10 protein-coding genes and 1 tRNA gene are annotated in these 13041 nt (G+C 72.2%); 10 read left to right on the forward strand and 1 reads right to left on the reverse strand.

Going from position 1 to position 13041, the window contains the following annotated elements:
* Positions 1-186: 186 nt before the first annotated feature.
* The 9 genes from ACFVFH_RS21605 to ACFVFH_RS21645 all read left to right on the forward strand — a co-directional run bounded on the left by ACFVFH_RS21605 (position 187) and on the right by ACFVFH_RS21645 (position 9437).
* Entirely contained in the window at positions 187-1305 is a 1119-nt protein-coding gene (locus ACFVFH_RS21605; RefSeq protein ID WP_383771128.1) for an inositol-3-phosphate synthase, read from the forward strand.
* A complete protein-coding gene (locus ACFVFH_RS21610; protein WP_383771131.1) occupies positions 1302-2822 on the forward strand; it encodes a UbiA family prenyltransferase in 1521 nt (506 codons plus the stop codon). The genes ACFVFH_RS21605 and ACFVFH_RS21610 overlap by 4 nt, the downstream gene beginning before the upstream one ends.
* Positions 2819-3781: a sugar phosphate isomerase/epimerase family protein gene (locus ACFVFH_RS21615; RefSeq protein WP_383771134.1), complete on the forward strand. Its 963-nt coding sequence runs from the start codon at positions 2819-2821 to the stop codon at positions 3779-3781. The genes ACFVFH_RS21610 and ACFVFH_RS21615 overlap by 4 nt, the downstream gene beginning before the upstream one ends.
* Before the next feature lie 22 nt (positions 3782-3803).
* Complete coding sequence (locus ACFVFH_RS21620) at positions 3804-4466, forward strand: EboA domain-containing protein (RefSeq protein ID WP_383771136.1); 663 nt, start codon at positions 3804-3806, stop codon at positions 4464-4466.
* Positions 4466-5314 (forward strand): TatD family hydrolase, encoded by an 849-nt coding sequence (locus ACFVFH_RS21625; protein WP_383771139.1) that lies wholly within the window; start codon positions 4466-4468, stop codon positions 5312-5314. Before ACFVFH_RS21620 ends, ACFVFH_RS21625 begins: the two co-directional genes overlap by 1 nt.
* A gap of 4 nt (positions 5315-5318) precedes the next feature.
* A complete protein-coding gene (gene eboE / locus ACFVFH_RS21630; RefSeq protein ID WP_383771142.1) occupies positions 5319-6494 on the forward strand; it encodes a metabolite traffic protein EboE in 1176 nt (391 codons plus the stop codon).
* Positions 6491-7915 (forward strand): alkaline phosphatase family protein, encoded by a 1425-nt coding sequence (locus tag ACFVFH_RS21635; protein WP_383771145.1) that lies wholly within the window; start codon positions 6491-6493, stop codon positions 7913-7915. The genes eboE and ACFVFH_RS21635 overlap by 4 nt, the downstream gene beginning before the upstream one ends.
* Positions 7916-7945: 30 nt before the next feature.
* Positions 7946-8977, forward strand: a complete 1032-nt coding sequence (locus ACFVFH_RS21640) for a sugar phosphate isomerase/epimerase family protein (protein WP_383771148.1) — start codon at positions 7946-7948, stop codon at positions 8975-8977.
* A gap of 372 nt (positions 8978-9349) precedes the next feature.
* Positions 9350-9437 (forward strand) — tRNA-Leu (locus tag ACFVFH_RS21645).
* Between the two features lie 81 nt (positions 9438-9518).
* On the opposite strand, the gene ACFVFH_RS21650 is transcribed toward ACFVFH_RS21645, so the two are convergent.
* A complete protein-coding gene (locus ACFVFH_RS21650; RefSeq protein ID WP_383771151.1) occupies positions 9519-11333 on the reverse strand; it encodes a CocE/NonD family hydrolase in 1815 nt (604 codons plus the stop codon).
* 789 nt (positions 11334-12122) lie between these two features.
* Between ACFVFH_RS21650 and ACFVFH_RS21655 the strand changes: the two genes are divergently transcribed.
* Positions 12123-12878: a nucleotidyltransferase domain-containing protein gene (locus tag ACFVFH_RS21655; protein WP_383771154.1), complete on the forward strand. Its 756-nt coding sequence runs from the start codon at positions 12123-12125 to the stop codon at positions 12876-12878.
* Positions 12879-13041: the final 163 nt, after the last annotated feature.

Below are 13041 nucleotides of genomic sequence, written 5' to 3' on the forward strand. Positions count from 1 at the left end.
CGGTCCGGACCGGGCCGGGGCACGCGAGCCCGGCCTGGTCCGGACGGGAAGCCCCGGGGACCCACCGCGGGAACGACGGGCGGGGGAGAGCACGACACCCCGCCCGCCGTTCCCGGCCACCCGACCCGCTCGTCGTACAGCGCCCCCGCTCCACCCAGCCCGCACCCCCAGCCAGGGAGGCAGCCCGTGTCAGCACCCGCCGTACGTACCGGAGTCTGGTTCATCGGAGCACGCGGCTCCGTCGCCACCACCGCAACCGCGGGGTGCGCGGCGGTCGCGGCAGGGCTCCACCCGGCGGCAGGCATGGTCACCGAGACCCCGCCCTTCACCGACAGCGGGCTGCCCCCGCTCACCTCACTGGTCTTCGGCGGACACGACACCGCGAGCTGCCCGCTGCCCAAACGGGCCGAGGCACTGGCGGCCGGTGGAGTGCTGCCGCACGGACTGCCCCCGGCGGTGCACGCCGAACTCACCGCCGCGGACGCGGAGATCCGGCCCGGCGGCCCGCTGCCCGGCGACACCCGCGGCGACGAGGAACTCATCACCGCGTTCGCCGCCGACCTCACCGACTTCGGACGACGGAACGGCCTCGCCAGGACGGTCGTCATCAACGTGGCCTCCACGGAACCCGTACCGCCCCCCGGCGACCCGAGGCTTCCCGCCAGCTCGCTCTACGCGGCGGCGGCACTGCGGGCCGGCTGCCCCTACGTCAACTTCACCCCCTCCACCGGGCTGCGCACCCCCGCCCTCCAGGACGCCGTCGCGGCCTGCGGACTTCCTCACGCGGGCCGCGACGGCAAGACCGGCCAGACCCTGCTCCGCTCCGTACTCGCCCCGATGTTCGTGCAACGCGCCCTCCCCGTAAGGGCCTGGTCGGGCACCAACCTGCTCGGCGGCGGCGACGGAGCGGCGCTGGCCGATCCGGGCGCGGCGGCCGCCAAGAACGCCGGAAAGGAACGCGTCCTCGCCGACACCCTGGGCGCCGCCCCCGAGGGCGAGGTCCATATCGACGACGTCCCGGCCCTCGGCGACTGGAAGACCGCCTGGGACCACATCGCGTTCGACGGATTCCTCGGCGCACGGATGGTGCTCCAGACCACCTGGCAGGGCTGCGACTCCGCACTCGCCGCACCCCTGGTCCTCGACCTCGCCAGACTGGTGGCCCGCGCCCACGAGCGGGGCATGAGCGGCCCGCTGCCCCAGCTCGGCTTCTACTTCAAGGACCCGGACGGCGGCCCGGCAGCGCTTTTCGAGCAGTACCACGCGCTGCTCGCCCTCGCCGGGACGCTGCGGGGGGACCGGTGACGGCACGCGCCTGGGCGGAGCTGCTCCGGATCTCCGCGCTCTTCACCGTCCCCGGCGACGCGCTCGCCGGAGCGGCGGCCAGCGGCCGGCGCCCCGACCGGGGGACCGCGCTCGCCGTCGGCGCCTCGCTCTGCCTGTACGAGGCGGGTATGGCGCTCAACGACTGGGCCGACCGCGACGAGGACGCCGTCGACCGCCCGCACCGGCCCATTCCCTCGGGCCGGATCGCACCCGGCGCGGCCCTCGCGGCGGCGGGCGCGCTGACGGCCGCGGGGCTGGGGCTCGCCGCGCGGGCGGGTCGCCCGGCCCTCGCGGTGGCCACGGGTCTGGCCGCGACGGTGTGGGCGTACGACCTCCGGCTGAAGCACACCCCGGCGGGCCCGGCGGCAATGGCGGCAGCGCGCGGGCTCGACCTGCTGCTCGGAGCGGCCGCGACCGGAGCGAGCGGAGGAACGCCGGGACGGGCGTCGGAGCGGGCGTCGGGGCGGGCGGCAGGCCAGGCGACAGGACCGGCGATGGGGCAGGCGTCGGAACGGACGCCGGGAAGGGCGTCGGAACAGACGTCGGGGCGGGCGACAGGACCGGCGCCGGGAGGGGCGTCGGAGCGGGCGACCTGGCGGGTGTCGGGACAGGCGTCGCAGCGGGCGACGGGGCCGCGGCTCGTGCCGGCGAAGGGTGCGGCCCGCGGGAAGACGGCCGTCCACGGAAAGACGGTGGCCTCGGGGAAGACGGCCACCCCGGGGAAGGGCGCCGCCTCCGGCCGGGTGTCCACCCCGGTCTCGGGGGCCGTCCACGGCGCGGGTCCGGCCACCGGAGCTGTACGTGGTGCGGGTCCGGCTGTGACTGGAGCCGTACGCAGCGCGGGTCCGGCCACGACCGGAGCTGTACGTGGTGCGGGTCCGGCTGTGACTGGAGCCGTACGCAGCGCGGGTCTGACCACGACCGGAGCTGTACGCAGCGCGGGTCCGGCCACGACCGGAGCCGTACGCGGCGCCCTGCCGGCCGCCGCCCTGCTCGGCGCGCACACCTACGCCGTCACCGCAGTCTCCCGGCACGAGGCGCACGGCGGATCCACCACCGCGCCCCTCGCCGCGCTCGGGGCGGTCGCCGCGCTCGGCGCGGCGGCGGTCCACGACCTGCGCGGTCGGCACGAGGACCGGGGGACGGACTCCCGTCCGGCACCCGGTGGCCGGACCGAGCCGACCACCCGGCCGCGCCCCGCGCACGGCTCACCGGCGCCCCTCGCCGCCACCGCCACCGCCCTCGCGACCGCCCCCGGTCTCGTCCGCACCGCACTCACCGGCTCCTACCTCCGGACCGCGGCCGTCCCCCTCCTCCACGCCGCACTGAATCCGTCGCCGCCGCTCACCCAGCGCGCCGTCGGCGGCGGCATCCGGGCGATGATCCCGCTCCAGGCCGCCCTCGCCGCCCGCGCGGGAGCGGTCGGCACGGGACTCGCCGTCATGGCACTCGTACCGATCGCCCGCGCCCTGTCCCGGAAGGTGAGCCCGACATGACGATCCGCTACGGCTACGGCACCAACGGGCTCACCGATCTCCGCCTGGACGACGCACTCGGCCTCCTGGCCGACCTCGGCTACGACGGTGTCGGCCTGACCCTCGACCACATGCATCTCGATCCCCTCGCCCCCGATCTCGCCGCCCGCACCGCCCGCGTGGCGTCCCGGCTCCGGGAGCTGGGACTCGGCGTGACCGTCGAGACCGGCGCCCGCTATGTTCTCGACCCGCGCCGCAAGCACGGCCCGTCCCTCCTCGACCCCGACCCGGACGCCCGCGCCGCCCGCACCCGGCTGCTCGTACGCGCCATCGGCATCGCCGCCGACCTCGGCGCCCACGCCGTGCACTGCTTCAGCGGCATCACCCCCGCGGACACCAGCCCCGACACCGCCTGGCAGCGGCTCACCGGCTCCCTCGCCCCGGTCCTGGAGGCCGCCGACCGCGCCGGCGTCCCCCTGGCCATCGAGCCCGAGCCCGGACACCTCCTCGCCGACCTCGCCGACTTCCACCACCTGCGCGTCCTCAGCGGAGACCCGCCACCGCTCGGGCTCACCCTCGACATCGGCCACTGCCAGTGCCTGGAGCCCGCCGCACCCGCCGACTGCGTCCGCGACGCGGCACCCTGGCTGCGCCATGTGCAGATCGAGGACATGCGCCGCGGTGTCCACGAGCACCTCCCGTTCGGCGAGGGCGAGATCGACTTCCCGCCCGTGCTCGACGCGCTGGACGCCCTCTCGGACACCGGCTACCACGGGCTGACCGTCGTCGAACTGCCCCGCCACTCCCACGCCGGACCCGAACTCGCCCGCACCTCCATCGAATTCCTCCACCGGCACGGCCCGTCCCGACGCGGCCCGACCGGTCGCGTCCCGTCGCAGCACGGCCCCGCGCAAGACAGCCCGCCACGCCACAGTCCGCAGCGCCAAAGTCCGTCGCGTCACAGTCCGTCGAGCCGCTGAACCTGCCGAAGGGAGCGACGCCATGCCGATGTCCCCGACGAACCCCCCACTGCTGACCCGCGAGGAACTCGACGCACGGCTCGGCGGAGCCGCGCGCGCCTGGCTCGACGAGGCCCTCGCCGAGGCGGAGCACGCCGCCGCCCACCCGGACACCGAAGAGACCGGCGGACCGTACGCCGCCCCGCCGTGGGAACTGCGGTACGCAGCGGCCGGCCGGCACTGCGGACTCGAACACGCCGACTCCGTACGCGCCCTGCTCCTCGTCGAAGCCCGGGCCGCGCTTCCCGCCCTGACCAGGCTGTACGAGCAGGGCACCGCCGCCGAACGGCGCGCCGTACTGCTCACCCTGCACCGGCTGGAACCCGGCCCCACCGCCCTCCCACTCGTCGAGGACGCCCTGCGCACCAACGACACCCGGTTGATCGCCGCAGCCGTCGGCCCGTACGCCGGGGCCCACCTGGCGCCGCACCACTGGCGCCACGCCGTTCTCAAATGTTTCTTCACGGAGGTCCCCGTCGCGGCCGTCGACGGACTGGCCCGCCGTGCGCGCGGAGACGCCGAACTCGCCCGCATGCTCGGTGACTTCGCGGCCGAACGCATCGCCGCAGGCCGCAGCGTCCCCGCCGACCTCACCCGCGTGCTCGAACTCGCCACCCCCGGTGCCGCCCCCACGGAGGAGTCCTGATGCGCATCTTCGACCCGCACATCCACATGACCTCCCGCACCACGGACGACTACCGGGCGATGTACGACGCCGGGGTCCGCGCCCTGGTCGAACCCTCCTTCTGGCTCGGCCAGCCCCGCACCTCGCCCGCCAGCTTCTTCGACTACTTCGACGCCCTGCTCGGCTGGGAACCCTTCCGCGCCGCCCAGTACGGCATCGCCCACCACTGCACGCTCGCCCTCAACCCCAAGGAGGCGAACGACCCCCGCTGCACCCCCGTCCTGGACGCCCTGCCGCGTTATCTCGTCAAGGACTCCGTCGTCGCCGTCGGCGAGATCGGCTACGACTCCATGACCCCGGCCGAGGACACCGCCCTGGCCGCCCAGCTCCAGCTCGCCGCCGACCACGGCCTGCCCGCACTCGTGCACACCCCGCACCGGGACAAGCTCGCCGGACTGCACCGCACCCTCGACGTCATCCGCGAATCCCACCTCGCCCCCGAACGGGTCGTGCTCGACCACCTCAACGAGACCACCGTGCGCGATGCCCTGGACAGCGGCTGCTGGGCCGGATTCTCCATCTACCCCGACACCAAGATGGACGAGGACCGCATGGTTGCGATCCTCAGGATCCACGGCACCGAGAGGATCCTGGTCAACTCCGCCGCGGACTGGGGCAGAAGCGATCCGCTCAAGACCCGCGGCGTCGGCGACGCGATGCTCGCCGCCGGATTCGACGACGACGAGGTCGACCAGGTGCTCTGGCGCAACCCGGTGGCCTTCTACGGGCAGAGCGGCCGGCTCCAGCTCGGCATCGACGCCCCCGAGACGCTGCACGAAGGCAACTCCATCCTGCGCGGCGGGGAGTGAGGCGATGCGCTTCCGCCACCCCGACGGCTCCACCGTCCACCTCGCGTACTGCACCAACGTCCACCCCGCCGAAACGCTCGACGGCGTCCGCGCCCAACTGCGCGACCACTGCGAACCCGTCCGCAGACGCCTCGGCCGGGACCGGCTCGGCATCGGCCTCTGGCTCGCCAGGGACGCGGCCCGCGCCCTGGTCAACGACCCGGCCGAGCTGCGGGCTCTGCGCGCCGAACTGGACCGCCGCGGCCTGGAGGTCGTCACCCTCAACGGCTTCCCGTACGAGGGCTTTGGCGCCGACGAGGTCAAGTACCGGGTGTACAAGCCGGACTGGACGGATCCCGAGCGGCTCGCCCACACCACCGACCTCGCCCGGCTCCTGGCCGGACTGCTCCCCGACGACGTCACCGAAGGAACCATCTCCACCCTCCCGATCGCCTGGCGCACCCCCTTCGACACGGACCGGGAGGCGGCCCGCACGGCACACACCGCGCTCGCCACCCTCGGCGAACGGCTCGACGCCCTCGCCGAACTCACCGGCAAGTCCATCCGCATCGGCCTCGAACCCGAGCCGGGCTGCACGGTCGAGACCACCACGGACGCCGTCGCGCCCCTCACCGCCGTCGGACACCCCCGCATCGGCATCTGTATCGACACCTGCCACCTGGCCACCTCCTTCGAGGACCCCGACACCGCCGTCGACGCGCTCGGCACCGCTGGCATCCCGATCGCCAAGGCGCAGCTCTCCGCCGCACTGCACGCCGAACACCCCCACCTCCCCGAGGTCCGTAACGCGCTCGCCGCCTTCGCCGAGCCCCGCTTCCTGCACCAGACCCGCACCGCCACCGCCGCCGGACTGCGCGGCACCGACGACCTCGACGAGGCCGTCACCGGCCGGGCCCTGCCGGACGGCGCCCCCTGGCGCGCCCACTTCCACGTCCCCCTGCACGCACCTCCCGCACCACCGCTCACCTCCACCCTTCCCGTGCTCCGTACCGCACTGACCCGCCTGGTGGGCGGCGCACAGCCACGCACCAGGCACCTGGAGGTCGAGACCTACACCTGGCAGGCGCTCCCGGCCGCGCTGCGCCCCCGTACCCGCACCCAACTCGCCGACGGCATCGCCGCCGAACTCACCCTCGCCCGCGACCTCCTGGTCGACCTCGGCCTCAAGGAGCTCCCGTGACCGCAGCCGAGCAGCCCACCGAGCCCCCGGCACCCACCGAGTCCCCGGCACCCACCCCTCTCCTCGTCGTCGACGTCGTCGGCCTCACCCCGCGGCTCCTCGACCACATGCCGCACCTCAAGGCCCTGGGCCGCGCCGGAACCCACGCCCCCCTCGGCACCGTCCTCCCCGCCGTCACCTGCGCGGCCCAGTCCACCTTCCTCACCGGCACCACCCCCGCCGAGCACGGCATCGTCGCCAACGGCTGGTACTTCCGCGAACTCGGCGACATCCTGCTCTGGCGCCAGCACAACGGACTGGTCGAGGGCGACAAACTCTGGGACGCCGCCCGCCGCGCACACCCCGGCTACACCGTCGCCAACATCTGCTGGTGGTACGCGATGGGCGCCGACACCGACATCACCGTCACCCCGCGTCCCGTCTACTACGCCGACGGCCGCAAGGAGCCCGACTGCTACACCCGCCCACCCGCACTGCACGACGAACTCACCGAGAAACTCGGCACATTCCCCCTCTTCCACTTCTGGGGCCCCGGAGCCGACCTCGTCTCCTCGCAATGGATCATCGACGCGACCCGGCACATCCTCGACACCCGCCACCCCGATCTGGCCCTGTGCTACCTCCCGCACCTCGACTACGACCTACAGCGCTACGGCCCCGACGACCCGCGCTCCCACCGGGCCGCGGCCGAACTCGACCGCGCGATGGCCCCCCTCCTGGACGACGCCCGCCGCGAGGGCCGCACCGTCGTCGCCCTCTCCGAATACGGCATCACCCGCGTCGACCGGCCCGTCGACATCAATCGCGCCCTGCGCCGCGCCGGCCTCCTGGAGGTCCACACCCAGGACGGCATGGAGTACCTCGACCCGATGGCCTCCCGCGCCTTCGCCGTCGCCGACCACCAGCTCGCCCACATCTACGTGCGCCGCCCCGAGGACCTCGAAGCCACCCGCGAGGCACTGCGGGACGTCCAGGGCATCGAGCAGCTCCTCGACGACGAGGGCAAGAAAGAGCACGGCCTGGACCACCCGCGCTCCGGCGAACTCGTCGCCGTCGCGGAAGCGGACGCCTGGTTCACGTACTACTACTGGCTCGACGACGCCCGCGCGCCCGACTTCGCGCAGCTCGTCGAGATCCACCGCAAACCCGGCTACGACCCCGTCGAACTCTTCCTGGACCCCCAGGACCCGTACGTCCGGGTCAGAGCGGCCGCGGCCGTCGCCCGCAAGAAGCTCGGCATGCGCTACCGCATGGCGGTCGTGCCCCTGGATCCGTCACCTATTCGCGGCAGCCACGGCCGCCTTCCACGGAGCGACGAAGAAGGTCCGCTCATCCTGTGCTCCACCCCCCACGCGTTCACCGGCCCCGTCCGGGCCACCGAAGTGAAGTCCTTGCTTCTCAAGCTTGCCGGACTGCACTGACAACGTCCCGCCCCCAGAAGGAGTTCCCCCATGAGCCGCCGCACACCCGTCGACGCCGAACTCGCCCACAAGCTCAGCCGACGCTCCATGCTCGGTGTCGCCGCCGGAGCCACCGCAGCCGCCCTGCTCGGCGCCGCCGCCCCGACCGCCGCCGCCCACGGCAGGCCCAAGGGCGACCCGCTGCTCCCGCCCGGCCGCCTCGGAATCCAGCTCTACACCCTCCGTGACAAGGTCTCGACCCTCGGCTTCGACAAGGTCTTCGCCGAACTGGAGGCGTACGGCTACGACGAGGTCGAGTACGCCGGCTACACCCAGGGCTCGGCCGGTCCCCTCACCCTCGCCCAGCTCAAGCGGCTCACCCACGACCACGGGCTCAAGGGCATAGGCAGCCACGTCGGCTACTACGACGACAACAACGCCAACGCCTACACCTTCGCGCAGAACCTCACCAAGGTGCTCGACGACGCCCAGGCCCTCGGCCTCAAGCACATCGGCACCGCATCGGGGCCGTTCCGCTACGGGTCGACGGTCGACGCCTGGAAGCGCGCCGCCGCGGACTTCAACGCCTACGGCGCGGCGGCCAGAGCACGCGGCATGAAGTTCTACCAGCACAATCACGCCGAGGAGTTCTCCTTCGCCACCGACCGGCCCGACGTCCGCCTCTACGACGTGCTGCTCGCCGAGACCGACCCCGACCTGGTCTTCCTGGAGATGGACATCTACTGGGCCTACGTCGGCCAGTTCCGCTTCGGCAAGCGGGCCGACGGCACCCGCGACACCTTCGACCCGCTGCACTACGTGCTGAAGCACCCGGACCGCTACCCGCTCTTCCACGTCAAGGACGGTGAGCACGACATCGCCGCCCGCGACGGCTACCGCATGGTGGACGTCGGGGACGGCGACATCGACTACAAGAAGTTCCTCGACACGGTCACGAGGACCCACGGCGGACGCCGCGACCACCACTGGCAGGTGGAACACGACCAGCCGATCGTGGACTCCTTCACCACGGCCCGCCGCTCGGCCGCCTACCTGCACACCCTGCGCCGAAAGGGCTGCTGACCCACCGCACGCACGACGGCCCTCCCCGCCGAGGGGGCGGGGGAGAGCCGTCGTGCGTGAGGGGACCGGACCGGGCGAGGTATCCGCAGCCGTCCGGAGTGTGCGCGACCCTTCGCGCGCGCCCCGGCGCACCCCTGTTCCCGGACCCGGGTGCGCCGGGCGGCCGGATTTCGCTGTTGCCCAGCCCGGATTCGTACGGTGCGTACGGCAGAGGACACGGACCGTGGCCGAAGTCCCGAAGATGGCGCGGGATCGTGTCCTGTGCATCCGCCGCACCGCACTGACCACCGGAAATGCGGGTGATGGCCACCCTGAACCCCTGGTATTGTTTTCCACGTCGGAACGGGCGGGAGCCCGCGAGACAGACACCTTGTCCGGGTGGCGGAATGGCAGACGCGCTAGCTTGAGGTGCTAGTGCCCTTTATCGGGCGTGGGGGTTCAAGTCCCCCCTCGGACACCACCAAGGTCAATCGACCGAATGAAGCCGGTCAAAGCGACACCTCGTCGCTTTGACCGGCTTTGTCGTCGTGTGCGGTGCTGGTCAGCCGAGGGGCAGTTCCAGGGCGGCTTCGTGACCGGTCGGGGAGGTGACGGTCAGGGTGCCGTCCTCCTTGCCGGTGAATGCGTAGAGGCGGTCCCGGCTGTTGATCACCAGGACGAGGCGGTGGCCGTCGGCGAGGTCGTAGGCGGCGGGCTGGAGCGTCCAGTCGACGGTCCGGTCCGTGCCGGTGTCCAGGCCGGTGGTGGTCAGGGGCTCGTGAGTGATGATCCGGGCGGTGCCGTCCGGGTCCATGTCGAAGAGGTAGGCGACCAGGGTCGCGGCGTCGCCTGCCTCGGCGCGGACGGTGAGCCTGAGCTTGGCGGCGCCGCGGATGCGGCGCCCGCCCGCCAGTTCCTCGGTGGACCAGACAAGGAGCCGGTCGCGGTCGAAGCCGGCCGGGTCGTAGGTCTTGGGGTTGCCGAACCACTCCTTCTGCCCCGTCTCCATGATGTCGTCCATGGCGGTGGCGGTGGTCTCGTTCCCGGCGGTGAACGCCCGGCTCCAGCCCGTGGACGGCTTGTCGGACAGGGTGCCCCCGCCGTCCCCGTCGGCGCCGCTCAGATACCAGGTCTCGGTGCCGGTGGTGGCCTCGTACCAGGAACGGAGCGATTCGCGCTGTGCTGCCTCGTGAATCCGGTCGCCGCCGGTTCCGGTCGGCCTGGTCTTGTAGGTGAACATCACCTGGCTGTTGACCACCGGCCAGTCCGGCACCGTGTTGGCCGTGCCGAGCAGGTGGTGGTCGAGCCAGGCGTAGGCCTCCGTCATCGGCTTGAGGTAGCCCCAGAACGGGGTGCCGCTCGGCATGCCGGTGATCCCGACGCCTTCCGGGGCGCCGTGGTCGCCGATCCACAGGTTCAGGTGCTTGGGAACGGTGAGCTTCTCGAAGGCCGCGATCGCCTCACCCGCGGGGAAGAGGCTCTCGTGCCAGGTGTTCGAGTAGAAGGTCGGGACCCCTCGGGCGTTGGTGATGTCCACGTAGGTCTCCGGGGAACGCACGGTGCCCCACTCCTCCACCTCCTCCATGTCCTGCCCCTGCTGGAAGTTCTGGAGGATGCGCCAGGTCGCGTCGTCGAACCTCTCCTTCTCCTTGCCCTTCTCGGCTCCGGTGAAGTTGATCAGCAGCTCCACGGCCTTCTCGTGCCGGGTGCCGTTGTCGTAGAGGCTGGTGGCCAGGTTGCCCCAGGTGCTCAGGGCGACCACGGCGGCGACCCGGTTCTTCTCGTCGTGCGCGGCGACCAGCTGGCTGATCCCGGAGCCGTAGGACAGTCCCATGAACCCGACCCCGCTCGGCGTGAACAGCCCTTCCGCGTGGTCGATCACCTTCGACCCGTCCGCCCAGTCGTCCGGGCCGGCGACTCCGATGGTGCCGTCGGACGTGAACGGCCCACCCGGCTCGCCGAACCCGCGGGGCGTGTACGCCAGAACGTGGTACCCGCGCGCCGCCAGGGAGAGGTATCCCACCATGAACGGCATCCAGCCGTACGGGTTCCACCCGGCGGGCACGATCACCACGGGGCGGGGCTCCGAGGTCTTCTGCTTGATCGCGAACGCCGAGAGACCGATCTCGTCCGTCACGGCAATGCGCGGGAAACTGACCCCGGCCTCCCGCAGGACCCGTTCCACCAACTCCCGCAGCCCCTCCGGAAGCGCCCCCGCCGGGGCCGTCCCCTGGAGCGCCGCGAGCAGGGCCCTCGCGACGGCGAGTACCGACGGGTTGATGTCGAGGCTCGCGCCGCGCCAGATGCCGTTGGCAGCGATGTCCGCGAGGGTCGCGTCGGTGACCGACGCGAGCGGCTCTCCACCTTCTGTAGTCATATGAACGGCTCCATTCCTCTATGGCTGTTTGACCAGGACCTGTGTGACCTGTGGCCGGATGGCCAGGACGCCCGCCGGGGCGCCAGGCGGATCATGGGCAGGAGCGCACACACCGAAACGGAAGGGCGACCGGCCGTACTCGATCGGATGGAGAGCCCTCGGCCTGCGGCTCCGGCGGCGACGGACTTCATGGACGGGCCGGCCTCGGCCGGTGGCCTTCTGCGAACAGGCCCGCAGGGGCGCGGCCACTGCTGAAGCCCGGTCGCAACGGCCGCGAACGAGCCCTGGCACGACGATGACCGGTTGACGCCCCTGAGGAGTGCCCGGCCGACGTGCCGGGCTGGGCCGGGACCAGTAAGCAGCGCGGCGGAGCCCGGTCTGCTGCCAACTCCGGCGCCACCCTGACGCCGTCCGTGCGTCGGAGAATCCTCGGCCCCGGCCCCGGCCCCGGCCCGGCACCGGCGTCCGAACGACCGCGGACGGCCGGCAGGCGCGGCGGCATTCGCGGCACCCGGCGTGGGCCACCCGTACAGCTGCCCCCGGCGCAGGCTCGACCGGGCTCGGTCTGGGACGTGCATGTCCGGGTGGAGCCGCCGTCCCCGCCCCGGCTCCTGTGACAGTGACGGTGTCGCGCCTCATGGCCGGGTCGGCCGGCCGACGTCGAAAAGGCGGCCCGATCAGTGACGAGATCCGAGTGCGCGTCGAGACCTGAGCGCGCATCGAGAACCTCAGATCGTGATCAGGCGGAAGCCACGGTGCGGCAGGGGGCCGTGTGCAAGGATCTCAGCCATGGGGGCAACCGAAACGGATCTCGTGCTCAAGAGGTTCGTCTCTGCCGTACGGCGGGTAGTGCCGACGGTGGCCGTATGGGCTCACGGTTCGCTCGCACTGGGTGACTTCCGACCCGGACGCAGCGACCTCGATCTCATCGCGATCGTCCCAGTTCCCCTGGACGGCGACGACAGGAACCGGCTGGCAAGCATGCACCAGCAGCTGTTGGAGGAAGAGGCGGCTGCGGCCGCGTTGCACTGCTCGTACATGGTCGCAACGGAGCTCGCCGATGCGGGGGCCGATCATGTCACCTGGGCTCACGGCACGATCCTCGAACGCCCGGTGACTCCGGTGACGCGCCGGGAACTGCTTGCGGGCGGCCTCACCCTCTACGGACCGCCGCCGAAAGAGCTGATTCCGCCGCTCCTTCCAGGACAACTGGAAGACTTCATCCGGCGCGACCTGGAAGAGTTCTGGCTGCCGGCCACGGGCAGGCCCCTGCTCTGGCTGCGGGACATCTGGGTGGACCTGGGACTTCTGGTCCTGGCCCGCGCGACCGTCACGCTACGCGACGGGCGGCTGATCACGAAGGGCGAAGCCCTCGCGGAGCTGAAGGAACTCGGTGCACCGGCAGACGTGGTCCGTGACATCCACGATCGCCGCTACGCACGCCCCATGCCCATCAGCCGTTTACAGCGGGTTCGCCGGGCGCTGCGTGCCCGTGCCTTCGTGCGGCGCGGCATCAAGCGCGCCCTGGCGGCGGGGAAGCCCTGAACTGCCGCAGAAGAACTGGAAGAACTGGAAGAACTGCTGGACGTCTTCCGAGTACGTCGGCCCCCAGTAGCCCAGACCGGCTGTGGCGTCTGCTTGTCGCTTGACCCTCAAGTGACCCTCAAGGCCGATCTACCGGCTTCGTTGTCGTGGTGAACGTGATCCG

The sequence above is a fragment of the Streptomyces sp. NPDC057697 genome, from assembly GCF_042799335.1.
In the GTDB taxonomy this organism is placed as follows: domain Bacteria; phylum Actinomycetota; class Actinomycetes; order Streptomycetales; family Streptomycetaceae; genus Streptomyces.

Bases quoted from the DNA above. Each gene is read 5' to 3' on its own strand.
- ACFVFH_RS21625 (WP_383771139.1), top strand. From the start codon at position 4,466: ATGCGCATCTTCGACCCGCACATCCACATGACCTCCCGCACCACGGAC.
- ACFVFH_RS21640 (WP_383771148.1), top strand. From the start codon at position 7,946: ATGAGCCGCCGCACACCCGTCGACGCCGAACTCGCCCACAAGCTCAGC.
- eboE (WP_383771142.1), top strand. From the start codon at position 5,319: ATGCGCTTCCGCCACCCCGACGGCTCCACCGTCCACCTCGCGTACTGC.
- ACFVFH_RS21615 (WP_383771134.1), top strand. From the start codon at position 2,819: ATGACGATCCGCTACGGCTACGGCACCAACGGGCTCACCGATCTCCGC.
- ACFVFH_RS21620 (WP_383771136.1), top strand. From the start codon at position 3,804: ATGCCGATGTCCCCGACGAACCCCCCACTGCTGACCCGCGAGGAACTC.
- ACFVFH_RS21650 (WP_383771151.1), bottom strand. From the start codon at position 11,333: ATGACTACAGAAGGTGGAGAGCCGCTCGCGTCGGTCACCGACGCGACC.
- ACFVFH_RS21655 (WP_383771154.1), top strand. From the start codon at position 12,123: ATGGGGGCAACCGAAACGGATCTCGTGCTCAAGAGGTTCGTCTCTGCC.